Genomic DNA, 24,019 nt, shown 5'->3' with positions numbered 1-24,019 from the left:
GCACGTTCCTCCCGGCGGCGGATAAAAATCCTACCGACGACGGCGGGTGTTCCTGCGGAATATATATGATCGGGCGGGCCCTGTTGCCGATCATATGCCGGACAAGGACGCGTCGGCGGAGAGGTCGATCAGGAGGATGGGAGACTCGTGATGGGTGGTGGTCCCCGTACCCTCACGAACCGTGACCGCGGCGTCACCCCGGTGGTCGGCATCGTCCTCATCGTGGCCATCGTAGTAGTCCTCGCCGCGACCGTATCCGTCGTCTTTTTCGACGTCACCGATGAGCTAACCGAGCCACAGGAGCCCCGCGTCTTCGGCGACGCGGAGGTCGTGTTGGGGGCTGAACATCGAAGCTGGAACGGCTGGGATGCCGCGGAAGGCGAACCCGACCGCGGCGACGTCGACGCCGTTCGTCTCACCTACGAACAGGGACCGACATTCGAGGGCGACGAGATCGGGTCGATCCTCGTGCGATAGGAGGGATCCGACGGCGAGGGCGGGCAGGTCCGGTTTGTAAACCCCAACCGGTTCGGTGCGGATACCGAACAGCGGGAGCATGATGCGGACGTCGGCGCGTTCGCGACCGGAACCCTCCGGGCGGGCGACGAGTTGACCGTCCGGATGGCACACAACCGATACCAAGAGGGGGGAGAGACCGACGCCGAGGAGGGTGAGCCATTCAGCTACGTCGAGTCGAACGACAACGACGTCGCCCGCGGGGACGACGATCCGTTCTTCCGGGTGGAGAACCGCTATCCCGTCCTCTTCGATGGCGACCGGCCGATGGATCCGGGCGATTCCGTCGAGGTGCGGTTCCTCGGACCGGAGGACGAACAGCCGATCGCCACCGCGAGCGCGACCGCGCGGGCGGCGTCGGACGGCCCGGTGGAGTGGGAAAAGCCGTCGCCGTGATCGGTACCGAAAGCCGACGTTGAGTTCCCCCACGCCTCCCGCCGACCAGTGCAGGAGGAATCGGACGCGCTCTCACGATCGCTCTCGACCTCAGCCCTCCCCAGCCTCACAGCCGACGGACCGCCGGCACCGCTCGGCGGTCCGTCGACTGCTCCCTCGCGCTCGATTCGAGCCCGTATAAGGGCTCGAATCGGACCGCGCCGGTGCCGGAGGTGGCTACTTAAATCGGAACGTCTCCAGGTTCTTCGGCGCGAACGTCCGCATGTTGTACTCGTGATACAGCGCCGAGGAGAGGTCCTGCACGGAGCGTTCGTCGCCGTGCACACAGAGCACCTTCTCCGGACGGGGGTTCATCGTCTTCACGAAGTTTTCGAGCCCCTGCCGGTCGGCGTGCCCGGAGAAGCCATCGACCGTCTCAACGCCCATTTCAAGCGTAAGGGTGTTGCCGCGGCCGCTCCCGCTGCCCCAACCGGAGGAGATCGGGATCTCATCCCAGCCGTTCTGGATCCGCCGACCGAGCGTCCCCTGCGCCTGATAGCCGACGAAGACGAGCTTCGAGTCCGGATCGGGACCGATGTGGCGAAGCCAGGACATGATCGGTCCCCCGGTGACCATCCCGGAGGTCGAGAGGATGATGCACTGATCGCCGTCGGCGACCGTCTGTCGCTCCTCCTCGCCGCCGTCGATGTGGTTGAACTCCTCGGCGAGGAACGGGTTCGCGTCCTCATGGAAGATCCGGTCGCGGAGCCCATCGCGGAGGTACTCGGGGTAGGTCGTGTGGATCGCCGTCGCCTCCCAGATCATCCCGTCGAGGTGGATGGGCATCGAGGGGATGTCGCCCTCGCGCATCGCCTCCTCCAACACGAGCATGATCTCCTGTGAGCGACCGACCGCGAACGCCGGGATGACCACCTTTCCGCCCTCCTCATAGGTCTCGTTGACGACGTCTATCAGCTTCTGTTCGGAGTCCTCCTGGTCCGTCTGGTAGTCGTTGCGCCCGCCGTAGGTGGATTCCAACACGAGCGTCTCGACGCGGGGGAAGTCGTTGACCGCGCCGTTGAAAAGCCGTGTGTCCTCGTAGTGGATGTCCCCGGAGAAACAGACGTTATAGAGGCCGTCGCCGATGTGGAAGTGGCTCACGGCGCTGCCGAGGATGTGGCCCGCGTTGTGGAACGTGAGTTTCACGTCCGGCGCGATGTCGGTCACGTCGCCGTACTCGAGGGGAATGGTGTGTTTGATCGCCTCTCGAACCTGTGCGGACTCGTAGGGCGGCGTTCGGCCCTCTTTGGCGGCGACGTCGAGGTAATCGAGCGTGAGCAACCCCATCAGGTCGCGGGTCGGCTCCGTCGCGTAGATCGGGCCGTCGTACCCGTATTTAAAGATGAGCGGGAGCAGCGCGGAGTGATCGAGGTGGGCGTGGGTCAACACGACGGCGTCGATGGTCGCCGCGCCCGCCCCGAGCGCCTCCGGCACCTGCAGGTAGGGCACCTCGCCCTCCGCACCCGGTTTGTCCCCACAGTCGATGAGGATCCGCGTCTCCGGCGTCGAAAGGATGAACGCCGCACGGCCGACCTCCCGACAGCAGCCGAGCGTCGTGATCCGCACCCACTCGTCGTCGGACATCTCCTCGCGGTGGATCTGTCTGCCGACGCGTTCGAGGATGTCGCGACGCTCCTCACGTTCGTTCTTGAGGAAGTTCCGGACGTTCGAGACGGTCGAGGACTCTATCGGCGGCGTTCGGACCACCTCGGGCGTCCAGCCGACCTCCTGGGTGATCTCCCGGAGGGTCGCGCCACGTCGGCCGATCACCATTCCGGGTTTCCCTGCCTCGATGACGACCTCGCCGGTGTCCTCGTGAAAATCGAGGGAGGTGACGCCCGCCTCCTCGGGGATCACCGATCGGACCTTCTCCTCGGCTTCACGCGGGGGCGAAAGCGAGGCGGGATCCGGCCGGATCGTGATCCGCTTGCGGAGCTTCGAGGCGAGCCGGCGGATCAGGTCGCCGTCGCCCGCGAAGCGTTTTGGGTTGCGGGTGTACACGACGAGCTCGGGGCCCTCGTATTTCACATCGGTGACGGTGATCCCGCTCGGGATCTCCGATTCGATCGTCCGTTTCAGGTTCTCGAGTTGCGTATCGACTTGACTCATATCTCACTGCGAAGCGTGGGTCGCCTTCGATTCGACGTCGCCGGATCCGAAACCGATCCGGGACTCCGCATCGACCGACCGTCGCGGGGGTAACATAGTGGAAGATTCTGTCCGTACTCCGATGATGCGGGAACAACCGACGAAAACCCGCTTGGCTTGAGCTAACCGCCGGTTGTTATAAAAGCCTTCGCAAAGTGCAAGCCGACCCGCCACGAAGCGGACACCCATGCGCGTCACGCCCGCCGTCGTCGCCGAGGAGCACGCATGGGTCCGCGATCGAGCGCCCGTCGTCGTCCCGATCCTCAACGAGACCCGGGACCGGCTCGGCGAGCTGTTCGAGACGGACGTCGACCGGATCGACCCGCGGACGTATCGCCGTGAGGTCGACGCCGTCTTCGCGGACGGCGAGGTCGCCGTCAACGTCGCCGGCTACGTCGGCCTCCTCCGCGACCTCGACGTCGAGGGCGACTACCCCGGCTTCATCGTCGACGAGGTGCTCGGTCGCGAGCTGGCCGCGACCATCGCGGGCGGGCAGCCGCTTTCGCTGCTCGCACAGGCGACGTTCCATTTCGCCGACGTGCACGTCGATGAGGACGCGACGGCGACGGGCCGCGGCGTCGCGGGCGCGGACGACCTCGATGCGGCCCTCGCGGCGGGGTTTCAGACGCGGCTGCCCGGCTGGGATTGGCGCGTCGGTGAGAGCCCGTTCGCCGTCGACCCCGAGTAACCGCTCAACGACGGCCCGACCGTCCGCCCGTCGAGATACCCGAACGCGGCAGCCCGAGCGGCGCGAGATCGACGTGTGCCGAGAGCAGATCGGCCGCGCGGTCATACGGCGAGGTCCGGTCGGTTCCGTTCAACTCCATCGCGAGGTCGGTCGGATCGATCCCCGCGTGGTCGCGGACGGCGGCGATAAACCGGGTTCGGGCCGTCCCGTTCTCGAAGAGGCCGTGAAGATACGTCCCCAGTACGTCGCCGCGTGCGGCACCGAGCGCGGCCCCCGAGCGCCCGTCCTGCGGGTCGCGAAACGGGGTCGAAAGTCCGTCGACGAGCCCGCGCGTTGCGCCCATGTGGATCTCGTAGCCCGCGAGCGAAAGTGAGTCGTCGTCAGTGTCCGACGCCTCGGCGTCGCTGAGCGGTCCACCGAGGGCGGCATCGAACCGCAGTTCGGTCGCGACGACCCGTTTGTCGGCGTCGAATGTCGTCTCGACCGGAAGGAGACCGACGGCGTCGACGATCGCACCATCCGACCCCGCCTCCGACTCGTCAAGCCGGGCGCTCTCGATGTCGGCGTTCCGGATCCGCTCGCCGAGGAGTTGATAGCCGCCACAGAGCCCGACGATCGGCCCCGAAAAGCGCCGAAGCGCCTCATCGAATCCGGCTTCCCGACAGGCAAGCAGATCATCGACCGTGTTCTTCGTCCCCGGCAGGACCACCGCATCCGCGGTACCGAGCGGATCATCGAGCGGCACGTACGCCACCCTGACGCCCGGCTCCGCCGCGAGCGGTTCGAGGTCCGTCGCGTTCGAGATCCGCGGCAGTCGGGGAACCGCGACCGTCACCGAGAGCGACTCGGGGACCCCGTCGTCCGCGCCGTGGACCGCCCGCTCCTCGACCGCGGGGAGCGCGACGCTGTCCTCCTCGGGAAGGCCCGGGTCCTCGTAAGGGACCACCCCGAGGATCGGGACCCCGGTTCGCTCCTCGAAGGCGTCGATGCCCGGATCGAGCAGCGAGACGTCGCCGCGAAACTTCGTGATCACGGCCCCCACGACCCGATCACGGAGGTCAGCGGGGAGCAGTTCGAGGGTGCCGACGAGCGAGGCGAAGACGCCGCCGCGCTCGATGTCGGCGACGAGCAGTATCTCCGCGTCGGCGAACCGCGCCGTCTCGACGTTCGCGAGGTCCCGATCGTGGAGGTTGATCTCGGCGATCGAACCCGCCCCCTCGGCGACCACCACGTCGACGGACCCAGCAAGGCGTCGATGTGCCGCCACGGCCGCCTCGCGGGCGGCGTGCCAGTGGTCCTCGTAGTACTCCCCGGCGGCGTAGTGGGCGACCGCCTCGCCGTTGACGACGAGTTGACTCTCGCCCTCGCCGCGCGGTTTGAGCAGCACCGGATTGTGATCGGTCTCCGCCGGCACGCGGGCCGCGCGGGCCTGGACGTACTGTGAGACCCCGATCTCGCCGAATCCCGGTTCAGTTCCCGTCGGAGGGCGCTCCTCACGGCTCATGGATCCGGCGGACTTCGACACGGCCCGCGCGTTGTTCGACATGTTCTGTGCCTTGTATGGGGCGACCTCGACGCCCGCGTCCGCGAGGAGTCGACAGAGCCCGGCGGCCACGGTGGATTTGCCGACGTGTGAGGCCGTTCCGGCGACGAGGATCGTTCGCGTGCCGGACGGTGCAGTGGCCCGTCCATCCGGTGCGCCCCCGTCGTCGCTCTCGCCGAAGTCGCCCTCGTCGCCGCCGACGTCGCTACCGCCGAAGTCGCCCTCGTCGCTACCGCCGAAGTCGCCCTCGTCGCTACCGCCGAAGTCGCCCCGGGTCACCGCGCGAGCCGCGAAGCCAGCTCGCGGGCGGCTTCGACGTGATCGTCGGCTTCGGGGTCGCCGGTCGTCTCGAACTCGCCGAGCAGGTCGAGGATCGTCTCGGCGCGATCGCGGACGACGCCCGGCTCCAGCCCGCCCGCAGCGATCTGCCCGGCGAGCGCCTGCGCCTCCCCGAGATGCCAACCCGCCTCACGGGCGACCGGCCGCTCCTCCGTCGCTTCGAGATGCCGGTGAAGCGCCGCGGCGGCATCGAAGTCGTCGTCCTCGGGATCGGCGTCGAAGGCACCCATCAGTACTCCGTCCCCTTCCGGGCGCGCTGTCCCGCGTCGATCGGGTGTTTCACCTTCGCGACCTCGGTGATGAGGTCGGCGAGGTCGTGCAGGTAACTCGGCTCCTCGTGGCCGCCGGTCAACACGAGCTCGAGGCCGGCGGGTTTGCGACCGACCAGATCGCGGACGTCCTCGGGGTCGATGAGGTCGCGGTTCGCCGCGTAGATGATCTCATCCAAAATGAGGAGATGGACCCCGTCCTCCGGCGGTGACTCCGGGTCGATGGGCTCATCGAGGGTCCGCTCCCCGGCCGCGTCGACGAGTTCCCGGGCGCGTTCGAGACCCGCCTGCGCGTTCCGCTCGTGATCCGCCTCGGCGGAGCCGTCGGCCATGCCGTGCCAGCCGTAGTGTCCCGTGTTCTCGTAGGAGAACCCGGGAAGCGCGGCGATCGCGTTGTACTCGCCGCGAACCGCCTCAACGGAGTCGGCGCCACCCTTCATAAACTGCAGCATGTGAACGCGGTAACCGTGCCCGACCGCGCGTGCACCCATCCCGAGCGCGGCCGTCGTCTTCCCCTTCCCGTCGCCCCACCAGACCTGCACGAGGCCAAACTCCTCGGGTGCGGCCGGTTCGATCGGTCGCTCCGCGGGCGTGATCCCCCTCCCCGGGGTGTTGCGCTCGGCGGCCCGGTGGCGCCGCTTCCCGGCGTCCCCGCTCAGTTCGTCGGCGTCCGTTCGCGAGTCGCTCATACCCTATGGTACGCGGCGAGCGTCTTGAATCGGCGGGTCGGTCGAGGGAGGGAAAAAAGCGCGTCACGCTGTCGAGCGGTGCGTCGGCAGCAAGGGGAGGTGTGATGCTCCGGGGCGATCGGCCCGGGGCTCACTCGTCGTGGATGAAGACGAGCCGCTTCGAGTCGGTGTTACAGAGACAGAGGTGGATCCCGTCACGCGTCGCGCCGATCCGCTGCCAGCCGTGGTCGCTGACGAACAGCGTCTGGAACGTTCCCTCATCGCAGTCGGGATTCGGACAGCCGACGCCTGCGGCGTTTTTATAAACGGTCGTCCCGCCCCCGGAGCTCTGTCGAACCAGCCCGTCGGTCAGCGAGCGGAACTCGTCGCGCGACATCGGTGCCTCCATGTCATCGTCTGCCATACACGTGCGTTGCCGTCGCGGCATATAAAAACCGTCGGCGGCGTCACCCACGCTACCGCGACCCGTGTGTCACGGCGTCGGCGGAGGCGTCGGCGAGGCGGGTCGGCTCGGGCAGTTTATATCCCGCACAGAGCGCCTCGATGAGGTCAACGGCGGTCGACGGCGAGACGCGATGGCCGGGACTCACGTAGAGGGGGTTGATCGTTCGGGCATTCGGATACTGCCGTGACTGATACGCGTACCCGACGACCGGCTCGTCCTCGGCCACCGTCGACATCGATCGGTCCGCCCGGATCGGCGTGCGCCATCCTGCCGGTCGCCCGTCGATCGGTTCATCGGGGTCGCCACAGAGCAGCGACTTCGCGACGCCGATGCTCGGCACGTCGTGGATGACCCCGATGTGCGTCGCGATCCCGGCCTCCCGATAGTGGATCCGGCCGGACCCATCGAGGACGAGGAGGTCCGGCTCAACGGAGAGTGCATCGAGCGCCGCGAGGATCGGGCCACCCTCACGGAACGCGAGGAGCCCGGGAATGTAGGGGATCGAAAGCGGCGTGACGGCGTGGGCATACTCGATAACCCGACCATCACGGATCGCCACCGCCGCGGAGATGGACTCGCCCGACCCGTCGTCGGTCCCCGACGCACCACCCCCGCCTCTGAACGCCTGGTCGATCCCGACGACGATCGGCCCCGCGTCCCCCGATCCCTCCGGAACGAGCGTCCGCTGCGTGGCCGACGGAAGTCCGGATCCGATCTCGAACGGCGAGTCAAGCGCGATCCGCTCAGGCAACAACCCGTGGTCGTCCTCGAACCGCGCGACGGCGGCGATCTCCCGCTGGAGCGCCTCCATCTCTTCCCGCGAAGCCGACGGATCGGGGGTGAACTCGGGATGTGCGAGGTCGCTCGGGTCGAACGGCGCACCCGCGTTCGGGTCGGCGTCGGCCACGATCAGAACCGCCCACCGGGACCGCCCGGGCCGCGTGGTCCGCCAGGACCGCGAGTTACGGTCGGAATACCGCCGGCTCCACCCGCACGGTTCGCGAGGTCCTGGTTCATATTCCCGTAGATGAGTCCGATCGCAAATCCGATCAGGTGTGCGAGGTGGGCGATCCCGCCGACGCCGCCGGTGCCGGAGGCGACGACGAGCGCGACGGAGATCAGCGCGATCCCCCACGTGAGGAACTTCAGCTTCATCGGGATGATGAAGAACAAGAGGATCTCCAGGTTCGGCCGCCAGACGGTGAGCACGCCGAGGATGGCGAAGCCGGCACCGGAGGCCCCGAGCACGCCGGTCGTCGGTCCGCCGGTGACGATGGCGAACAGGACGTGACCCAAGCCCGCGGCCGCGCCCGCGACGATGAAGAAGCCGACGAACCGCTTCGAGCCGACCGCCCGCTCGACGAGCGGGCCGAAAAAGAAGATCACGATGCTGTTGGCGATGATGTGAAACAAGATCCCGGGATCGTGTGAGAAGACGGAGGTGACGAGCGTCCAGACGTTGCCCAACGCGTCCGAGCGGAGGACGAACAGATCGTTGTGAAGCTGGGGGCCGCCGACGCCCAGGGCGATCCACTGCGCGACGAAGGTGAGCCACATCGCCGCGAGGATGAGGTACGTGGCGTTCCCCCGGAAGTAGCTCACCAGCCCGCCGGTTCCCGTCTCCCGCGCGACCCGACGTTTGACGCGGCCCGTGACGCCGTCGGCGGTACCGCCGGCGTCTCGGGGGTCATTCACCGAGTCGTCGAACCCGCTATCGAAGACGCCGCCGGGGTCGTTCCACTCGCTCAGCCCCGGACAGTCGTGGTTCTCCGGGAGTCGGTGCTCCCCACAGAAGGTTTTCCCGCAGCGTCGACACTGATACGGGAGGTTCTCGTACTCCCCACACTCGTCGCACGTCGCCATTACCGACCCTTACGGGGGCGTTCCTAAAGCGGTTTGGCTCTCGGGACGTCGATCGAAGGCCTCACTCGGGGGCGTCCATGATTTAACTTCCAGCGCTCGAACGACCGCACGTCGAATGGCCCGGCAACGTGAACGGATCGTCCTCGCGCTCGTTGCCCTCGGCGGGTTCCTCCTGCTCCTTTCGACGCTCGCGGTTATCTATCCGCTTGGGACGGCCACGCCGCACGCCGACCTCCCCTCAGAGGAGCGCTTTTGGGTCGAGGACGTGGGCGGGGAAACCGACGGGGACGTGGATTCACACCACGTGACGGGGGAGATCGTCGTCGACGGGGAGTCCGCGTTGGCGTTCGAGGATCGAACCGATGCGGACGGAGCGCGGTACCAACGGATCGAAGACGACGGGGCCACCATCGAGCGATATCGGCCCGGATCAAACGCGACGGTTTATAAACGACACACGATCGATTCGACGGAGAACATCGACGAGAGGCGGGATCGGATCGTCGACGACGACGAACGCGACCTCCTCACGGAGGAGGCCGACGGCGACCGGGCCGTCCTCATCGTCGCGAAGGAGGCGTCCGACCCTTCGACCGCCTTCGCCAACCCGGCGGCGGTGGTCGTACGGAGCCTCCATCTCGTCGCGTACGAGCCCATGGACGACGAAGCCAACGACGACGAGCGACAGAGCGGCGACGAGCGACAGAGCGGCGACGGATCCGCAGGCGACACCCTCGAACCGCGGTCGGGGTGGTATGAGGGTGCCGAGACGTATCGCGTCACGGACGCGGCCGGGTCGGTGACCGTCGACCCCGAAACGAACGAAGTGCAGACGGCCTCGGTGACGTGGGAGGTGACGAACCCCGCGGGCTCGTACGCCCAGTATCTCGGCGTCCGGATGACGACATCAGCGCCGATGACACAGGAAATCTCGTTCGAGGCGAGGTCAGAGCGGTCATCGGTGGATCAGCCAGAGTGGGTGCCGGACTGATCGACACAGGATAACGCGGCGAGGGCGCACCGCGGTTAGGCCTCCTTTTCAAGCACATACTGGAGGACCACTGTCGGCAGCAGGACGCCGACGACGAAGAGCACGCCGACGAGCACGACGAACGGAAGCGCCGTGAACGTCCACAACACGAGATACAGCCCCATCGCGAGGAACACACAGACCGCGATGGTGGCGTTCTCGCGGGATCGAACCGGTTCGGTTCGGATCAGTACGCTCATCGAGACGGCCAGCAACACGAGGATCGCGATGAGTGCGGCGTTGAACAGCTCCATCGAGTCGATCGCAAGCGCATAAAAGAGGCCGACGCCGGCGAGGACGTATGCGACTCCCAAGGCCGCCAAGGCGACCGTAGCGGTGCGGGAGCGATCCGTTGACGGGTTCGATGGCTGTGTCGTCATCGGGCTCACCGATCGGCGGTTCGTTCGCCCGCATCCTGTAGTTTGCCGTAGACATGTCTGACGGGTGGTCTCATCGAACACAGCCATCCCCACTGAGAATGTGTTGCCGCGATCGGCCGACGTCGGTTATCCACTCACGCCGGCCCGTGCCCGCCGCGAAGCTCGTCGACGAGCGTTCGGAGCGTCGCGAGTGAGTACTGTCCGGGCGCGGTCGCGTCCGCCGGGTCCACCGGGGCGTAGCCGATCCGCGAGCCGTAGACGGGCGTCACCGCACGGGTGTGTCGTCCCTGCTCGCCCATACACATCGTCGCGACCGTGTGGCCGGCGGCGGTCGCCTTATGAGTCGCCTCCAACATCGCCAGCGCGTCCTCTGGGACCTCCGCGGTCGTCGCCAACTTGCCCACGTCGCCCTCGCTCGCGGCATCCGCGAGCAGGTCGACGAGCGTCCCGACCTCCGGGGTCGAACTAAAGTCGTGGACGGAGGCGATGATCGCGACGCCCTCATCGCGGGCCTCCTCGCGCAGCGCGGTCGCATGCGACTGCTCCCCATCCGGGGCGTTTCCGCGCAACGCCGCCAGCTCGATATCGACGGCGACGACCGCGTCGTGGACAAGCGCGTCCGAGAGATCCCCAAACCGCCCGAGGTCGCCCGCTTCGCCGCCCTCCCACTCCGCACGGTTGGTGACGATGAGCGGCAACGTCCCGTCGTACGCCTCAAGCCCGGCGAGCGGGTCGTCCGCGAGGTCCATCCGGTACTCAAGCACGTCCGCATCGTCCCGGGCGGCCGGCTCGTCCGTGAGGTCGGCGGTGGCAGCCGCGAGCACGAAGTCGTCGAACATGTCCGGCACTTCTCGCGGTGGCGATATAAAAGGCCGCGGACGGTCACTCGGCGCTGCCGTCGATGTCCCCTTCGCCGTCCAACGACCCACCTCGCCAGAACGCGATCGATATCACGAGCACGATCGCGCCGACGACGGCGACCGCGGCCGAAAAGAGGTCCCCGGCATCGAGGAAGCCCTCGATCCCAAGCGCCGCGATAGCAGTCCCGATAAACACCTGCGCGATCGCTCGGGTGCGAAGCCGCGTCAGGGTCCGTCCGCCAACCTCCCGTCCGACGAGAACGTCGCTGAACAGGTAGACGACGCCCGCGAGCGCACAGCCGGCGATCGCGAGGAGATACGCGATGCTCGCGCCGGCGACCCCGGTCGAACTCGCGATCCAGCCGGCACCGAAGATCAAAAACAGCCCGAGAAAGAGGTCACGCGATTGCATGGCTGGCGTGGAAAACGGACCGGGCCATCAAAACAGCGTCGTTCGATCGGCCCGCCGGCGCGGATCGCCTCGGATCGGCTTACGCGATAAGGCCTTCCTCGGCCTCAAGCAGCTCGTGATATCGGTTTCGGATGGTGACCTCGGAGATGTCGGCGACCTCCGAGACGGCCGCCTGCGTCGTCTTCTCGTTGGTGAGCAGGGCGGCGGCGTAGACGGCGGCCGCGGCGAGGCCGACCGGCGACTTGCCGGAGTGAACGCCCTTCTCCTTGGCGTTTCGGAGGAGCGATTTCGCGCGCATCTCGGACTCCTCGGAGAGGTCGAGGTCGCTCGCGAACCGGGGGACGTACTGTTCGGGGTCGGCGGGTTTCACTTCGAGTTTGAGCTCGCGGACGACGTAGCGGTACGTCCGGGCGATCTCCGCCTTCTCGACGCGCGAGACGTCGGCGATCTCATCGAGCGAGCGTGGAACGCCGGCCATCCGCGCGGCGGCGTAGACACACGAGGTCGAGACGCCTTCGATGGAGCGCCCGGGGAGAAGGTCCTCATCGAGCGCGCGCCGGTAGATCACGGAGGCGGTCTCACGGACGTTGTCCGGAAGGCCGAGCGCGCTCGCCATGCGGTCGATCTCGCCGAGCGCCTGCTTGAGGTTGCGCTCCTTGGAGTCGCGCGTGCGGAACCGCTCGTTCCACTTGCGGAGCCGCTGCATCTTCTGGCGCTGTCGTGCGCCGAGCGATCGGCCGTAGGCGTCCTTGTCGCGCCAGTCGATGTTCGTCGAGAGCCCCTTGTCGTGCATCGTGTTCGTCGTCGGCGCGCCGACGCGGGACTTTTTGTCCTTCTCGCGGGAGTCGAACGCGCGCCACTCCGGCCCGCGGTCGACGGAGTCCGCCTCGACGACCAGTCCGCAGTCGGCACAGACGCTCTCGCCGTGTTCCTCGTCGTTGATGACCTGGCCGTCACACTCGGGACAGGAGAGCCCCGCGTTCGTTCGTTCCGATTCCTTCGCCGGTTCCTGACGGGAGCGACTCCCCCGTAGATGCATTCGTTCGCTCATAGCGGTGAGACCCCCGGTAACTGAACGCGCCCGAGGATGGTCTTACATTCCGGTCACGGGAAAAATACATAAAAGGCTCGAAATACGTCGGCGAGTGGTCGACGGAATCCTCATGGTACTGCACGGTCGTACACGGTTCTCGACGTCGGTCGTCGGCAGGGCTCCCGATCGGCTCCCCCGGTGTCGCCGGCGATGGCCCCCGCGACACGGTCGAGCGAAAGGTTTGGGTCGGATCGGCACTGACCGAACGTATGGATCCGCCTCGGGTCGTCTCGCTCGCGCCGAGCGCGACCGCCACCCTCAACGCGCTGGACGCCGCGGACCTCCTCGTCGGGATCACCCATCACTGCACGACGGGTTCGGGCGCGGGCGCGGCACACGACACGGAGCCGACGGCGGTCGGCGGCTGGATCACCCCGGATCTCGACCGTGTCGCCGAACTCGACCCGGATCTCGTCTGCACGAGCGACGGGCTGCAGGCCGATATCGCCGCCGACTGCCGGGAGCGTGGTTGGCGCGTGAGCCACGCGGAGCCAACGACCCTCGCGGACGTGCTGGACCGATTTGCTGACCTCGCAGGGACGATCGGCCGGGATGCCGCGGGTGCCACACTGGTTGCGGACGCGACGCGCCGGCTGGAGACGGTGGCTGCAGCCGTCGACGGATCGACGGCTCCCCGCCCGGTCGTCTACTGTGAGGAGTGGTCGGACCCCCCGATGGCCGCCGGCAACTGGGTTCCGGACGCGGTCCGGGCCGCCGGCGGCCGTTACCCCTTCGTCGAGGCCGGCGAGCGCTCACGCGAGGTCGACCCGAGCACGGTCGAGGCCGCCGACCCCGATCACGTCGTCCTCCACGTCTGTGGGCATGGCGACCGGGTCGACCCGGCGACCGTCAACGAGCGCGGATGGGCGATCGACGCCCCCGTTCACGTCCTCGACGACTCGCTTTTGAACCAGCCGAGTCCCGCGCTGATCGACGGGATCGAACGGCTCGCCGCGCTCTTCCATCCCGAGGCCTTTTCGTGAGCCGGATCCGTTCATCGAGCCAATGAAGCGGCGATCGGGGACGGTTCGGATCGGCGTCGGCAGCGGGAACCCGGTCAAACGGCGCGCGGTCGAACTCGCAATCGGGGAAGAACTCGGGGCGGGGGGCGACACGGGCATCACCGTCGAGTCGGTCGCCGTCGACTCGGGCGTGAGCGAACAGCCGACCGGTCACGAGGAAACCATCACGGGTGCGCGGAACCGGGCCGCGGCGGTCCATGACGCCGGCGATACGGACGCGGATCGGTTCGATTTCGCCGTGGGTATCGAGGGTGGGGTGGCACGGTTCCCCGGCGTCGAGGGACGCTTTCTGGTCATGTGGGCCGCCGTCGACGACGGAGAACGGGTTGAGGTCGGTTCCGGCCCGGCTCTGCGGCTCCCCGACGATGTCGCCGCACGGATCAACGCGGGCGAGGAACTCGGCCCGGTGATGGACGAACGGCTGGGGACCGATGGCATCGCGGAGCGGGGCGGGGCGGCCGCCGCGCTCACCGACGGTCGACTGACCAGAGCGGGTGCGCTGTCGAGCGCCGTCGCCGGCGCGTTGGGACCGTTCGTCTCCACAGAATATACACCATCGCCACCGTAACCGTTCATCAACGGGGACCGCGGCGTACCGATCAGGCTGTTTCCGACTCCTTACGCTCGTCGTACCGCGCGACGGCACGGTCGGCGCGTTTCGAGATCCCGTTCGGGTTTCGTGCGGGCGACCGGTCGTTCGCGCGGGCGATCATGCCATCGGAGATCCCGGTCACGATACCGAGGACGACGTCCCGGCCGTTCCCGGCCCAACTTGAGGGGGTCGCGTCGCCGCGGACGACCTCGCGGGCGACGCCGATCGCGTCGCTCACGGCGTGTGAGGCGGTCCGTAAGAGGACGCCGGGACGGATCCCGTAGTTCTTGAGCAGACGATACGAGAGCGCGCGGTACTTCCATCCCCAGTCGCGGGCTTCGCGGCCGCCGTCGGCGGCGGTTTGGGTCGACGGCTCGACGGTCGCGGACATCTCCGGCTCCCAGACGACCTCGCGGTCGATGCCCGCGAGTCGATGGGCGGCGTCGCGCGCGCCGCCGGTGTGGAGATACTCGTCGAACCCGTCGAGGTCGGAGAGCGCCTCGCGCCGAAACGCGACGTTCCCGCCGGCGAAGTAGGTCACCTCACGTCGCGCGATCCGCCTGCGTTCGGGTCCGTCCGCCGCCGGATCGTCGACTGTTGCCGTGTCGGATGCGTCCGCATGATTCGAGTCGGGGACACCGGCCGTGCCGTCTAGACCGGCCGTGTCGGGCGCGGCCGCGTCGTTGGAGGCAGGTCCCCTGACCGGCCCGGTGACGACGTCACCGGTGTCGAGGCCGGCCGTAACCGCCGCGTACCACGACGGGTCGATCCGCGTGTCGTAATCGACGAGCGCGATGACGTCGCCGGTGGCGACCTCGATGCCGGCGTTGCGCGCGACGTTGACGGTCCGGTCGGAGACCTCAACCAACACGTCGACGTCGGTGCGATCGCGTACCATCCCGGTAGTGCCGTCCGCGGAGGGACCGTTTACCACGATCACCTCCGCACCCGGTGCGTTCGCCGCCAGCGCGTCGAGGCAGGCGGCCAGTTGGTCCCGCCCGTTCAGCGTCGGGACGACGACCGAGAGGTCCATACGTGCCCGCAATGGTCCGGAGACCTAAAAAGGGCCCCGTATGTCTGTGGATCGCTGCGGGAGGGGAGCCGGCGGCTGAGCCGCTTCGCGCCCCTGACCGGGAGGGGGATCAGACGGTCAGGAAGTAGACCTGCTTGCGGGCGTCTTTGAAGCTATATCGTGACTCGACGAGTCCTTCCTCCTCCAGCCGGTTGAGCGCGTATCTGACGGTTCGGTCCGGCAGCAACGATTCCTCGGCGAGCCCGCCCTGCGAGAGCGGCGCCTCACCCTCCAACACTTTCGCAACGAGTTTCGCGCTCGGCGGAAGTTCACGGAGCCGGTCGCGGAACTCATTCTCCGACAACTGCCCTTCCTCCGGGCTCCCTACTGGACTGGTACTCATCGTTGAGGGAATCCAAGCGGCGGATGGTAAAGGTTGGCTACATATGGGCCAATCCAATAGTGATTATATAAGGAAATAATATCACCTGTCGGTCGGATTTGATACCGATCGATCAACAAATTCTCGATCCGATGCCACGTATCGCCACTGACGGTCGTCGGTGGCCGCCGTTCTCGGGCCCACCGGTCGCTCTCCGCCGGCGTCGGTCGGCGTCGGTCGCATCCAGTACGGTTTTGTGAGTCGGGCGATGATCCGGAGTAACGTGAAGGGACAGGACTGGTATCAGGCCGACGCGGTCGCGGAGGAGTACGACGACGTTCGGTTCTCCGGCGGCGGGGTGCTCATCGACCGGCGCGAGAAGGAAGCCGTCCTCTCCGCGCTCGGCCCGATCGAGGAGGGGCAACGCGTGTTGGAGGTCGCCTGCGGGACCGGCCGGTTCACGACGATGCTCGCCGATCAGGGCGCCGACATCATCGGGCTCGACATCTCCCGGGAGATGCTTGAGCAGGGACGTGAAAAGGCGGCGGCAGCGGGGCTTTCGGGCACCGTGGAGTTCATGCGTGGGGACGCCTCGCGGCTCCCGTTCCCGGACGACCACTTCGATTCGGTCGTCGCGATGCGGTTTTTCCACCTCATGGACGACCCCGATCCGTTCATCACGGAGCTGCGACGGGTCAGCAAGGATCAGGTGTTCTTCGATACGTTCAACCGACGGAGCCTCCGGCTCTTTTATACCTGGCTCCTCCCGATGGGCTCGCGGCTCTACTCCGAACGCCAGGTCGTCGAGATGTTGCGGGCCGCCGACCTCACGCTCGCGAACGAGGAGCACGACTTCGTGTTGCCCTACGGCTTTTATCGTGAGCTTCCCGGCCCCGTCGCGAAGCCGTTCCGTCTCGTCGACGAGCTGATCGGAAACACGATCCCGGGCGACTACGTCGCGTCCGTCTCCTACTGGGACGCGCGGATCTCGATAGACGACGGATCGGCCGAGGAGTGACCGGCGGAAAAAGACGGCGACCGACTCAGATCGTCTCCTCGACGATCTCGCCGACCGCGAAGTTCGATTTGACCTCGGTCACCTCGATCTTTACCTGCTCGCCGACCTCCCCGCCGGGGACGATGATCACGTAGCCGCGCTCGACGCGGGCGATGCCGTCGCCCTGCTTGCCGAGGTCCTCGATCTCGACGTATCGCATCTCCCCCGGTTCGACGGGTGGTTGCGGACCGTCGGCAGTAGTCGTCGTGGACCGGTCGCCGTCGACGGAGTCGCCCGCCTCGTCCGAACGGGCGATGAGCGCGACGCGATACGTCTCGCCGGGCTCGACCGCGCCGGTTTCGATCTCCCGGCGGGGTATCTCGACGACGTATCCGTCGTCGTCCTCGCGAACTTCGGCACTGAACAGACAAAGGAGCTTCTCGGAGATTTCCATCGTAGACTCCACCTGATGTGGGAGGCGGTTCGATATAGCTCTACCGCAGACGTACACCCGCAGCGGGCGATCGAGCCGGCCACAGTCCGCCACGCCACGTGACAACTGGAACGACGCTCGGCGGACGCCACGTGACAACTGGAACGACGCTCGGCGGAACACCGGAGCATCACTTCACGGGATCGATCGGGGTACCGTCCGCCCGCTTCGGTCCCTCGGAGTCGAAGACGACGACGTCCGCGTCGCTTTCGGCTCCCACCCGCGGGTCGTATCGATCCCGAACGCCGATCGCCTCCTCCAGCTCACGGATCGCCCGTCGTTTGAGTTGGGCGGCGAACTCCTCGGCTTCCGCCCGGTCGATCGCCCGTCCGAGCCCCTCACACTCGTGAGCCCTGACCATGCCGACCGAATCGACCGGCTCGCCCATCGGCTGGCTCGTGCCGCCGAGCGCGACGCTGAACGGGTAGGTCCGGCAGACGAGTGGGCGATCCTCATGGACGGTACAGGCCCCCTGCCCGTCCGTCTCGGTATAAAAGGTGCAGTCGCCGCAGTCGTCGACGGCGAGCGCCCACTCGAAGGTCTCACCGGCGACGTCGCCGGCGGCGGTCCCGTGTAACCCGTAGGGCATCGGCCGCGCCACGTCCCGCCAGTCGTACGGGTCGCCGTCGACGGCTGCCGTCCCCATCAGGTCACGGACTTCGTCCGGAAAGACCGTCGCGGTATGCGGTTCACGTTCGGTTGGATCGTGACAGCCGTCGCCGTGTTCGTCGCGCTCGCCCGTCTCGGTCGCTCCGTCGCCTTCCTGCACGCTTTCGGGGTCGGCCCCAGGGTCATATCCCTTACAACACGCCCCGCAACGGGTACACTCGAAACCGATCGACTCGATGGCGTCCGCGAGGGCGTCGACGTCGAGGTCGCGTGCGCGGGCCAACTCGGCTTCGAGCGACTCCATACCGTCCATCGGAGCCGAACGACCTAAAGCGATCCGCGACGACCGCCGACCCGTTGCGGGCGGTCGAAACCGTCGTATAACCGCCGACCGTCCCACAGGTATGACCGGCGACCGTCTCACGGAGGAGATACGGGCGAGGGGACACGAGAACGTCACCGCCGAGCACGCGAGCACGTTCGAGTTCACGACCGACGGCTGGCTCACGCCCGCCGGCGACTGTATTCTCGCGGTCGACGCCGATCGGACGCCGCGGGACTTCGCCCCCGAATTTAAAAACGCATGCCGCGACCCTGCGGCGACGATCACGGCCACGATCGTCGTCGAGACGTCCGAAGGGACCCACGAGGAGGCGATCGTCGGCCGTGGCGACCCGGACTTGACGCTGCTCGATGACCGCTCCATGGTCGGGCGCACGAGCGATTACACCGACGACGAGCGGACGATCCTCGTGGAGGCCGACAAGGCGGCGGCCGACCTCGACCGCGACCTCGTCGCCGCGCTCGCGGAGGGTGGAGACGCGACGCTTCGTCTTACCGTCGAGCGGTGAGATGGGTCCATCAGCTGCACCTATAACCGACGCGGAAACGGCGACCCCGCCGCTACGCTCTTGTGGGTGTGTGCCGATCGGACGCCCATGACGGAGCACGCCGACGAGAGCGAAGCGGTGCGCGAGGCGATCCTCGAGGCCGCCGATCGGATCGAGGAGAAGAGGACATACCTCACGGACCTCGACTCCGCGATCGGCGACGCCGACCACGGGGCCAACATGGCGCGTGGCTTCGGGGCCGTCGCCGAGCGGGTCGAAGGGATGGACGACGCCGACCCCGCCGAGATCGTCAAAACCGTCGGGACGACGATCATCTCGGAGGTCGGCGGGGCGGCGGGGCCGTTATACGGCGGGTCGATCATGAGCGCGAGCACGGCACTCGCCGACGGCGTCACCGCGGAGACGACCGTCGCGTTCGCGGAGGCGTACCTCGAAAAGCTCACCGACCGCGGCGGCGCGCGCGTCGGCGACAAGACGATGGTCGACGCGCTCACGCCGGCGGTCCATACGTATAAAAAGTCGATCGAGATCGACGGGCTCCCGCCGGTGGAGGCACTTGCGAAGGCCGTCGATGCCGCCGAGCGCGGCGTCGCCTACACGGTGCCGCTCCGGGCGCGGAAGGGACGCGCGTCGTATCTCGACTGGCGGTCCGTCGGCCATCAGGATCCGGGCGCGACGAGCACGCTGATCCTCGCGGAGGCGATCCTCGACGTCGCGGTCGAGCATCTCGATGGCGACGTCGAGCGCGACGCCCGCGACCCCGCCGTCATCAGGGCCGAGGAGGAGGGACTGGACCTCGCGGAGGCCGTTGAAGACGAACCCGAGGGGGCGGAGTGATGGTGGGGTTAGTCGTCGTCTCCCACAGCCGCGACGCCGCGGCGGGTATCGTCGAGGTAGCCGCACAGATGGCCGGCGAGGACGCCCCGATCGTCGCGGCCGGCGGCGGACCGGACGGGGGAATCGGCACCTCCGCACCGAGGATCGAGTCGGCGATCGAGGAGGCGGACGACGGCGACGGCGTCGCCGTCCTCGTCGACCTCGGCAGCGCCGTCATGAACGCCGAACTCGCCATCGAAACGGGCGATGTGACCGCGCGGATCGCCGACGCGCCCGTGCTTGAGGGGGCCGTCGAGGCCGCAGTCGCCGCCACGGCACCCGACGCGTCCCTCGATGACGTCGTCGCGATCGCGGAGGGAGCCTACGACAGTCGGAAGCTCTGAGGTGGAGATAAGAGGACGAATGGTCGACTGACACCGCGTGGGCGACGTCCGGCTCAGTCCGGAGAGAGCATGGATCGGATCTGTGCCGGTGTCTCCGCATCGAGCGCCGCCTCCGCGGTCGAACGCGCCTCATCGTCGTCGATCGCAGTCACGGCCGCCTTCACGGCAGGGACGGCGGGTGCGGCCATACTCAGTTCCTCGACCCCGAGTCCGACGAGCAGCCGCGTCAGATCCGGATCGGCGGCCATCTCCCCGCAGACGCCGACCCACGCGTCCTCCTCGCGCGCGCCGCGGACCGTCCGGTCGATGGCGCGGAGGACGGCCGGCTGGAGCGGGTCCGCGAGCGACGAGACGGCGTCCACGTCGCGTTGGGCGGCCATCACGTAGCCGGAGAGGTCGTTCGTGCCGATGGAGAGGAACGAGACCCGACGGGCGAGCGCCGCGGCCGAGAGGGCCGCCGCCGGCGTCTCCACCATCACGCCGAGTTCGGGACGGGCGCACTCGACGCCCTCGGTACGGAGTCCATCGAGCACGTCGTCGAGGACCGCGATCGCCTCCTCGAGCTCGCCCGGCGTCGACACCAATGGAAACATCACCGCGAGCGGACCGCCCGCGGCCGCCCGGCAACAAGCGCGAAGCTGTGTCTCGAAGAGGGCACGCCCCGGCCCGAGCGAGAAGCGGATCCCGCGGACGCCGAGGAAGCCGTTCTCGATCGGGTCGAGGTCGAGATAGGGGACGTCCTTGTCGCCGCCGACGTCGAGCGTCCGGACGATCACGCGGTCGGGCGGTTCGTGCGGGTCGGCGTCCTCATGGTCGCCCCCGACAGGTTCGGTGAACGCCGCCAGCGCGTCCCGATACGCCCCGTACTGTTCGTCCTCGTCGGGCGGGGCGTCGCGATCGAGAAAGAGGAACTCGGTTCGAAAGAGGCCGACGCCGTCCGCCCCCCGCTCCGCAGCCGCGCGTGCCTCCGCGGCCGATCCGATATTCGCCGCGACCTCCACCGCGGTTCCATCGCTGGTGGTCACCCGATCGTGGATGACCGGCGGCCCGTCGGTCGATTCGAGCCGTTCTCGAACGTCGAGATCCGGGTCGATGTGAACGGTCCCCGTGGCGGCGTCGACACCGACGGTCGCCCCGTCGTCGACGGATCGAAGGTCCTCGCCGACCCCGACGACCGCCGGGATCCCCATCGAGCGGAGGAGGATCGCGGCGTGGGCGGTGCCGCCACCGAGGACCGTCGCGACCCCCGCGACACGGTCCGGGTCGAGTCGCGTGACCTCGCTCGGGGTGAGCCGCGTCGCGAGAACGACCGCGCCGTCGGGCGGGCCGTCGGTCACGTCCGTGTCCGAAAGCTCGCGGAGCAGACGGTCACGGACATCCCGGAGATCGTCGGCGCGCTCGGCCATGCGCCCCTCCATCGCCTCGAACGTCTCGATGTGACCGGCGAAGGCGTCGCGGACGGCGTGGGGGGCCGGACGCCCCGTTTCGATCGCCTCGGCCACGGCCGATTCGATGGCGGGGTCGGTGAGGAACTCGACGTGCGCGTCGAAGACCGCCGCCTCCTCCTCGCCGACCTCCCTCGCGGTCCGGTCACGCTCGCGAGTCAGGGCTGCGCGAACCGCCTCGCGTGCCGTCTCGAATCGATCGCGTTCGTTCGACGGATCGACCGTCCCCGGGTCCGGCGGGCTGGAGAGATCGGCCGGGTCGCTGTCGTCGAGCCACCACGCGGTCCCGACGCCGGTGGCGGCGGTGACCCCGGTACCGTCGAGCTGGCGGCTCATGTGTCGTCGGCACCGTCACCGTCCGTTTCCGACTCGGAGTCACCATCTCCATCTTCGACGGACTCCGTCAGGATCGACTCGATGGCGTCAAGGGCCGCCTCGGCGTCGGAGCCCTCCGCCACGACCCGGACGCGTTCACCCTGTTTCACGTTGAGCCCCGTCACGCCGAGCATGCTCGTCGCGCTCGCGGGCGGGGCGTCGCCGTCGATCGCCTCAAGCGTCACCGCCGCGTCGAAGCCGTTTGCTGTCCGTACGACCTGTGAGGCGGGCCTCGCGTGCAACCCGGCCTCCGGGACGACCCGCACGATGCGTTCCATGCGCCGGCAACGACCCGACGGGTGGAAAACGTTGCCCACGGCGAGCTGGTTGTGGACGTCCCACGAATCCACTCACTCCTCGGGGAGATCCACGCCCTTCGGGTCGTTCCACTCGTTCTCGTTCTCCTCGCGCTCCGTCCCGGCGGGCCCGAGCGGCTTCTCGCCCCGTCGGGATTCGTGGATGGCGAACGGAGCCTCCCCGCCCGCATAGGGGTCCTCGGACGGGTCATAGTCCTGCTCGCCGCGCTCGAAGAGGTACGCAAAGAAGCCGAAAAACGGGATGAAGAAGGCGATAGCGGCCCACTTGCGCGGGTTCATCCCGTTTTTGGGCGCGTCGACGTAGACGTAGGCCGCGAAGCCGACGAGCCAGAGGAGCGGGAGCCCGATCAGGATTCCGAGGATCAGGAGGTCCATACCCTCGCTATGGGGAGGAGTCGCCTAAATCCTCGGTCGGGGCGGAGCACCGAGTGTGCGTCCGTTTTCGGAACAGATCCAACCACTGACCGGAGAGCACAACGGCTGCTGCGTTGGAACACAGGCCGACCGAGGCAAAACGCATCGGACAGGCACGCTTTTTTGCCCCCAGACACCACGACAACCCATGACACCAATCAACACGGTCGACGCCGCCGTCGACGACCGCTTTGAGGAGTACGTTGCCGATCTCACGCGGCTCGTCTCCCAGCCCTCGATCAGCGCGACCGGCGAGGGCATCCGCGAGTGTGCAGAGCTGCTGCGGTCATTGACGGCGGAATACGGCTTCGATACGGCCGAGATCGTCGAGACGAGCGGCCATCCAGCGGTGATCGCCCACGCCTTCGTTGACAACGACCCCGATAACGACGCGCCGACCGTCCTCGTCTACGGCCACTACGACGTCCAGCCGGTGGTGCCGGCCGAGTGGACCGATCCGCCCTTCGAGCCGACCCGTCGGGAGATCGACGGGCGGGAGTACCTCTACGGACGCGGGACCGTCGACAACAAGGGACAGCACGTCGCGTATCTCGCGGCCGTCGAGACGTTGCGGGAGACGGTCGGGCTGCCGGTCAACGTGACGTTGCTGCTCGACGGCGAGGAGGAGAGCGGGAGTCCCAATCTCATGGAGGTGGTCGAGGCGCGCGAGTCGGCGCTTCGTGCGGACGTCTCGATCAACTCGGACGGCCCGGTCGATGAGTCCGGTCGACCGACCGTCGTCTTCGGGAACCGCGGAATCCTGATCGTCGAGGTGAGCGTCCGGGGCCCGAACGGCGACCTTCATTCCGGCCACTACGGCGGGGCGATCCCGAACCCCGCGCGGGAACTCACGCGACTGTTGGGCACGATGTATGCCGATGACGGCCGGATCGCCATCGACGGCTTCTACGATGACATCGAACCGATCACGGAGACGGACCGCGATCTCATCGCGGCCATCGAACCCGATATCGACGAACTCACCGCGAAGCTGGGGGTCGGCGACCTCGAGGACGGTCCGGGAGAAACCGTCCTTGAAAAGACGTTGTACTACCCGACGCTCAACATCAACGGCCTCGCGGGTGGCCACGTCGAGGAGGGGTACAAGACGATCGTTCCCTCGACGGCGAGCGCGACCATCGACGCTCGGCTGGTGGTCGATCAGACGCCCGACGGCGTCTTCGATCGGATCGCGGCGCACGTCGAACGCCACGCCGACGATCGGTTCGAGACGACCCTGACACGCCACGGGGAGATGGATCCGACGCGGACGCCCGTCGACTCGCCGTATCGGAAACCGCTCGTCGATGCGGTGGCCGAGGGATGGGGCGCGGAGCCCGTCGTCAAGCCGCTCAGCGGCGGCTCCGCGCCGTATGCCCTGTTCACGGACGTTCTCGGGCTTCCGCACGTCAGCATTCCACACGGACAGCGGGACAACAACCAGCACTCCGCGGACGAACACTACGCGCTCGATCACTTCAAAAAGGGTATCCGGACGAGTACGCGCGTGCTACGGGCGGTCGCGACGGCGGCCGATGAGGATCGGAAGGACGGGGCGGATGCGGGTGAGTCCCGCTAAC

29 protein-coding genes are annotated in these 24,019 nt (G+C 67.7%); 11 read left to right on the top strand and 18 right to left on the bottom strand.

Annotated features, from left to right (window positions below; all coding sequences use genetic code 11):
• Positions 1–150: 150 nt before the first annotated feature.
• Together CHB65_RS17730 and CHB65_RS17725 are read left to right on the top strand one after the other, a co-directional pair.
• Complete coding sequence (locus CHB65_RS17730) at positions 151–477, top strand: archaellin/type IV pilin N-terminal domain-containing protein (RefSeq protein ID WP_245809919.1); 327 nt, start codon at positions 151–153, stop codon at positions 475–477.
• 144 nt (positions 478–621) lie between these two features.
• Positions 622–912 (top strand): hypothetical protein, encoded by a 291-nt coding sequence (locus CHB65_RS17725; RefSeq protein ID WP_245809918.1) that lies wholly within the window; start codon positions 622–624, stop codon positions 910–912.
• A gap of 216 nt (positions 913–1,128) precedes the next feature.
• Here CHB65_RS17725 and CHB65_RS06855 read toward each other — a convergent pair whose 3' ends face one another.
• Positions 1,129–3,060, bottom strand: a complete 1,932-nt coding sequence (locus CHB65_RS06855) for a beta-CASP ribonuclease aCPSF1 (protein ID WP_089384320.1) — start codon at positions 3,058–3,060, stop codon at positions 1,129–1,131.
• A gap of 226 nt (positions 3,061–3,286) precedes the next feature.
• Here CHB65_RS06855 and CHB65_RS06850 point away from each other — a divergent pair, with 226 nt between their 5' ends.
• The gene (locus tag CHB65_RS06850; protein WP_089384319.1) at positions 3,287–3,787 is read left to right on the top strand and encodes a hypothetical protein; all 501 of its coding nucleotides are present in this window, start codon (positions 3,287–3,289) and stop codon (positions 3,785–3,787) included.
• Positions 3,788–3,791: 4 nt separating this feature from the next.
• Here CHB65_RS06850 and CHB65_RS06845 read toward each other — a convergent pair whose 3' ends face one another.
• The 6 genes from CHB65_RS06845 to CHB65_RS06820 all read right to left on the bottom strand — a co-directional run bounded on the left by CHB65_RS06845 (position 3,792) and on the right by CHB65_RS06820 (position 8,935).
• Positions 3,792–5,444 carry a cobyric acid synthase gene (locus CHB65_RS06845; RefSeq protein ID WP_089384426.1) on the bottom strand — a complete coding sequence of 551 codons (1,653 nt, stop codon included), beginning with the start codon at positions 5,442–5,444 and terminating at the stop codon, positions 3,792–3,794.
• A gap of 161 nt (positions 5,445–5,605) precedes the next feature.
• Positions 5,606–5,899: a hypothetical protein gene (locus CHB65_RS06840; RefSeq protein WP_089384318.1), complete on the bottom strand. Its 294-nt coding sequence runs from the start codon at positions 5,897–5,899 to the stop codon at positions 5,606–5,608.
• Positions 5,899–6,627, bottom strand: a complete 729-nt coding sequence (locus CHB65_RS06835; RefSeq protein ID WP_089384317.1) for a cob(I)yrinic acid a,c-diamide adenosyltransferase — start codon at positions 6,625–6,627, stop codon at positions 5,899–5,901. Before CHB65_RS06835 ends, CHB65_RS06840 begins: the two co-directional genes overlap by 1 nt.
• Before the next feature lie 130 nt (positions 6,628–6,757).
• Positions 6,758–7,030: a DUF7385 family protein gene (locus tag CHB65_RS06830; protein WP_089384316.1), complete on the bottom strand. Its 273-nt coding sequence runs from the start codon at positions 7,028–7,030 to the stop codon at positions 6,758–6,760.
• 52 nt (positions 7,031–7,082) lie between these two features.
• Entirely contained in the window at positions 7,083–7,883 is an 801-nt protein-coding gene (locus tag CHB65_RS06825) for an endonuclease V (protein ID WP_089384425.1), read from the bottom strand.
• 98 nt (positions 7,884–7,981) lie between these two features.
• Complete coding sequence (locus CHB65_RS06820; protein WP_089384315.1) at positions 7,982–8,935, bottom strand: rhomboid family intramembrane serine protease; 954 nt, start codon at positions 8,933–8,935, stop codon at positions 7,982–7,984.
• A 115-nt stretch (positions 8,936–9,050) separates the two neighbouring features.
• On the opposite strand from CHB65_RS06820, the gene CHB65_RS06815 reads away from it, so the two are divergent.
• On the top strand, positions 9,051–9,926 hold the full coding sequence (locus CHB65_RS06815; RefSeq protein ID WP_089384314.1) for a hypothetical protein: 876 nt from the start codon (positions 9,051–9,053) through the stop codon (positions 9,924–9,926).
• A 35-nt stretch (positions 9,927–9,961) separates the two neighbouring features.
• On the opposite strand, the gene CHB65_RS06810 is transcribed toward CHB65_RS06815, so the two are convergent.
• From CHB65_RS06810 to CHB65_RS06795, 4 genes are all read right to left on the bottom strand, one after another.
• Positions 9,962–10,345 (bottom strand): hypothetical protein, encoded by a 384-nt coding sequence (locus tag CHB65_RS06810; RefSeq protein WP_089384313.1) that lies wholly within the window; start codon positions 10,343–10,345, stop codon positions 9,962–9,964.
• 134 nt (positions 10,346–10,479) lie between these two features.
• Positions 10,480–11,184 carry a type I 3-dehydroquinate dehydratase gene (locus CHB65_RS06805; RefSeq protein WP_089384312.1) on the bottom strand — a complete coding sequence of 235 codons (705 nt, stop codon included), beginning with the start codon at positions 11,182–11,184 and terminating at the stop codon, positions 10,480–10,482.
• A 43-nt stretch (positions 11,185–11,227) separates the two neighbouring features.
• On the bottom strand, positions 11,228–11,617 hold the full coding sequence (locus CHB65_RS06800) for a hypothetical protein (RefSeq protein WP_089384311.1): 390 nt from the start codon (positions 11,615–11,617) through the stop codon (positions 11,228–11,230).
• A 79-nt stretch (positions 11,618–11,696) separates the two neighbouring features.
• Positions 11,697–12,668, bottom strand: coding sequence for a transcription initiation factor IIB (locus tag CHB65_RS06795; protein WP_089384310.1), 972 nt, complete (start codon positions 12,666–12,668; stop codon positions 11,697–11,699).
• A 251-nt stretch (positions 12,669–12,919) separates the two neighbouring features.
• Between CHB65_RS06795 and CHB65_RS06790 the strand changes: the two genes are divergently transcribed.
• Both CHB65_RS06790 and yjjX read left to right on the top strand, forming a co-directional pair.
• Positions 12,920–13,693: a helical backbone metal receptor gene (locus CHB65_RS06790; protein ID WP_089384309.1), complete on the top strand. Its 774-nt coding sequence runs from the start codon at positions 12,920–12,922 to the stop codon at positions 13,691–13,693.
• 22 nt (positions 13,694–13,715) lie between these two features.
• A complete protein-coding gene (yjjX, locus tag CHB65_RS06785; protein ID WP_089384308.1) occupies positions 13,716–14,300 on the top strand; it encodes an inosine/xanthosine triphosphatase in 585 nt (194 codons plus the stop codon).
• Positions 14,301–14,331: 31 nt separating this feature from the next.
• On the opposite strand, the gene CHB65_RS06780 is transcribed toward yjjX, so the two are convergent.
• Positions 14,332–15,357: a glycosyltransferase family 2 protein gene (locus CHB65_RS06780; RefSeq protein WP_089384307.1), complete on the bottom strand. Its 1,026-nt coding sequence runs from the start codon at positions 15,355–15,357 to the stop codon at positions 14,332–14,334.
• A 109-nt stretch (positions 15,358–15,466) separates the two neighbouring features.
• Entirely contained in the window at positions 15,467–15,739 is a 273-nt protein-coding gene (locus CHB65_RS06775; protein WP_089384306.1) for a MarR family transcriptional regulator, read from the bottom strand.
• A 262-nt stretch (positions 15,740–16,001) separates the two neighbouring features.
• On the opposite strand from CHB65_RS06775, the gene CHB65_RS06770 reads away from it, so the two are divergent.
• Entirely contained in the window at positions 16,002–16,736 is a 735-nt protein-coding gene (locus CHB65_RS06770; RefSeq protein WP_089384424.1) for a class I SAM-dependent methyltransferase, read from the top strand.
• A 25-nt stretch (positions 16,737–16,761) separates the two neighbouring features.
• Here the strand turns inward: CHB65_RS06770 and CHB65_RS06765 are convergent, their stop codons facing one another.
• Together CHB65_RS06765 and CHB65_RS06760 are read right to left on the bottom strand one after the other, a co-directional pair.
• Complete coding sequence (locus CHB65_RS06765; protein WP_089384305.1) at positions 16,762–17,169, bottom strand: TRAM domain-containing protein; 408 nt, start codon at positions 17,167–17,169, stop codon at positions 16,762–16,764.
• 169 nt (positions 17,170–17,338) lie between these two features.
• The gene (locus tag CHB65_RS06760; protein WP_089384304.1) at positions 17,339–18,121 is read right to left on the bottom strand and encodes a YkgJ family cysteine cluster protein; all 783 of its coding nucleotides are present in this window, start codon (positions 18,119–18,121) and stop codon (positions 17,339–17,341) included.
• Between the two features lie 100 nt (positions 18,122–18,221).
• On the opposite strand from CHB65_RS06760, the gene CHB65_RS06755 reads away from it, so the two are divergent.
• From CHB65_RS06755 to dhaM, 3 genes are all read left to right on the top strand, one after another.
• On the top strand, positions 18,222–18,668 hold the full coding sequence (locus tag CHB65_RS06755; protein ID WP_089384303.1) for a DUF371 domain-containing protein: 447 nt from the start codon (positions 18,222–18,224) through the stop codon (positions 18,666–18,668).
• 87 nt (positions 18,669–18,755) lie between these two features.
• Positions 18,756–19,505, top strand: a complete 750-nt coding sequence (gene dhaL, locus CHB65_RS06750; RefSeq protein WP_089384302.1) for a dihydroxyacetone kinase subunit DhaL — start codon at positions 18,756–18,758, stop codon at positions 19,503–19,505.
• A complete protein-coding gene (gene dhaM / locus CHB65_RS06745) occupies positions 19,505–19,888 on the top strand; it encodes a dihydroxyacetone kinase phosphoryl donor subunit DhaM (RefSeq protein WP_089384301.1) in 384 nt (127 codons plus the stop codon). Before dhaL ends, dhaM begins: the two co-directional genes overlap by 1 nt.
• Before the next feature lie 53 nt (positions 19,889–19,941).
• Here dhaM and ptsP read toward each other — a convergent pair whose 3' ends face one another.
• The 3 genes from ptsP to CHB65_RS06730 all read right to left on the bottom strand — a co-directional run bounded on the left by ptsP (position 19,942) and on the right by CHB65_RS06730 (position 22,400).
• Complete coding sequence (gene ptsP, locus CHB65_RS06740; protein ID WP_089384300.1) at positions 19,942–21,669, bottom strand: phosphoenolpyruvate--protein phosphotransferase; 1,728 nt, start codon at positions 21,667–21,669, stop codon at positions 19,942–19,944.
• On the bottom strand, positions 21,666–21,986 hold the full coding sequence (locus tag CHB65_RS06735) for an HPr family phosphocarrier protein (protein ID WP_089384299.1): 321 nt from the start codon (positions 21,984–21,986) through the stop codon (positions 21,666–21,668). Before CHB65_RS06735 ends, ptsP begins: the two co-directional genes overlap by 4 nt.
• A 72-nt stretch (positions 21,987–22,058) precedes the next feature.
• Positions 22,059–22,400, bottom strand: coding sequence for a hypothetical protein (locus tag CHB65_RS06730; RefSeq protein WP_089384298.1), 342 nt, complete (start codon positions 22,398–22,400; stop codon positions 22,059–22,061).
• 187 nt (positions 22,401–22,587) lie between these two features.
• Between CHB65_RS06730 and CHB65_RS06725 the strand changes: the two genes are divergently transcribed.
• Entirely contained in the window at positions 22,588–24,018 is a 1,431-nt protein-coding gene (locus CHB65_RS06725) for a M20/M25/M40 family metallo-hydrolase (RefSeq protein ID WP_089384297.1), read from the top strand.
• Position 24,019: the final 1 nt, after the last annotated feature.

This window comes from Halorubrum vacuolatum (genome assembly GCF_900188065.1).
GTDB lineage: Archaea > Halobacteriota > Halobacteria > Halobacteriales > Haloferacaceae > Halorubrum > Halorubrum vacuolatum.
This window is presented reverse-complemented; position numbering and strand designations above follow the sequence as displayed.

Coding starts and splice junctions, on each gene's coding strand:
- CHB65_RS17730 (WP_245809919.1), top strand. CDS start 151: ATGGGTGGTGGTCCCCGTACCCTCACGAACCGTGACCGCGGCGTCACC.
- CHB65_RS17725 (WP_245809918.1), top strand. CDS start 622: ATGGCACACAACCGATACCAAGAGGGGGGAGAGACCGACGCCGAGGAG.
- CHB65_RS06855 (WP_089384320.1), bottom strand. CDS start 3,060: ATGAGTCAAGTCGATACGCAACTCGAGAACCTGAAACGGACGATCGAA.
- CHB65_RS06850 (WP_089384319.1), top strand. CDS start 3,287: ATGCGCGTCACGCCCGCCGTCGTCGCCGAGGAGCACGCATGGGTCCGC.
- CHB65_RS06840 (WP_089384318.1), bottom strand. CDS start 5,899: ATGGGTGCCTTCGACGCCGATCCCGAGGACGACGACTTCGATGCCGCC.
- CHB65_RS06835 (WP_089384317.1), bottom strand. CDS start 6,627: ATGAGCGACTCGCGAACGGACGCCGACGAACTGAGCGGGGACGCCGGG.
- CHB65_RS06830 (WP_089384316.1), bottom strand. CDS start 7,030: ATGGCAGACGATGACATGGAGGCACCGATGTCGCGCGACGAGTTCCGC.
- CHB65_RS06825 (WP_089384425.1), bottom strand. CDS start 7,883: ATGGAGGCGCTCCAGCGGGAGATCGCCGCCGTCGCGCGGTTCGAGGAC.
- CHB65_RS06820 (WP_089384315.1), bottom strand. CDS start 8,935: ATGGCGACGTGCGACGAGTGTGGGGAGTACGAGAACCTCCCGTATCAG.
- CHB65_RS06815 (WP_089384314.1), top strand. CDS start 9,051: ATGGCCCGGCAACGTGAACGGATCGTCCTCGCGCTCGTTGCCCTCGGC.
- CHB65_RS06810 (WP_089384313.1), bottom strand. CDS start 10,345: ATGACGACACAGCCATCGAACCCGTCAACGGATCGCTCCCGCACCGCT.
- CHB65_RS06805 (WP_089384312.1), bottom strand. CDS start 11,184: ATGTTCGACGACTTCGTGCTCGCGGCTGCCACCGCCGACCTCACGGAC.
- CHB65_RS06800 (WP_089384311.1), bottom strand. CDS start 11,617: ATGCAATCGCGTGACCTCTTTCTCGGGCTGTTTTTGATCTTCGGTGCC.
- CHB65_RS06795 (WP_089384310.1), bottom strand. CDS start 12,668: ATGAGCGAACGAATGCATCTACGGGGGAGTCGCTCCCGTCAGGAACCG.
- CHB65_RS06790 (WP_089384309.1), top strand. CDS start 12,920: ATGGATCCGCCTCGGGTCGTCTCGCTCGCGCCGAGCGCGACCGCCACC.
- yjjX (WP_089384308.1), top strand. CDS start 13,716: ATGAAGCGGCGATCGGGGACGGTTCGGATCGGCGTCGGCAGCGGGAAC.
- CHB65_RS06780 (WP_089384307.1), bottom strand. CDS start 15,357: ATGGACCTCTCGGTCGTCGTCCCGACGCTGAACGGGCGGGACCAACTG.
- CHB65_RS06775 (WP_089384306.1), bottom strand. CDS start 15,739: ATGAGTACCAGTCCAGTAGGGAGCCCGGAGGAAGGGCAGTTGTCGGAG.
- CHB65_RS06765 (WP_089384305.1), bottom strand. CDS start 17,169: ATGGAAATCTCCGAGAAGCTCCTTTGTCTGTTCAGTGCCGAAGTTCGC.
- CHB65_RS06760 (WP_089384304.1), bottom strand. CDS start 18,121: ATGGAGTCGCTCGAAGCCGAGTTGGCCCGCGCACGCGACCTCGACGTC.
- CHB65_RS06755 (WP_089384303.1), top strand. CDS start 18,222: ATGACCGGCGACCGTCTCACGGAGGAGATACGGGCGAGGGGACACGAG.
- dhaL (WP_089384302.1), top strand. CDS start 18,756: ATGACGGAGCACGCCGACGAGAGCGAAGCGGTGCGCGAGGCGATCCTC.
- dhaM (WP_089384301.1), top strand. CDS start 19,505: ATGGTGGGGTTAGTCGTCGTCTCCCACAGCCGCGACGCCGCGGCGGGT.
- ptsP (WP_089384300.1), bottom strand. CDS start 21,669: ATGAGCCGCCAGCTCGACGGTACCGGGGTCACCGCCGCCACCGGCGTC.
- CHB65_RS06735 (WP_089384299.1), bottom strand. CDS start 21,986: ATGGAACGCATCGTGCGGGTCGTCCCGGAGGCCGGGTTGCACGCGAGG.
- CHB65_RS06730 (WP_089384298.1), bottom strand. CDS start 22,400: ATGGACCTCCTGATCCTCGGAATCCTGATCGGGCTCCCGCTCCTCTGG.
- CHB65_RS06725 (WP_089384297.1), top strand. CDS start 22,588: ATGACACCAATCAACACGGTCGACGCCGCCGTCGACGACCGCTTTGAG.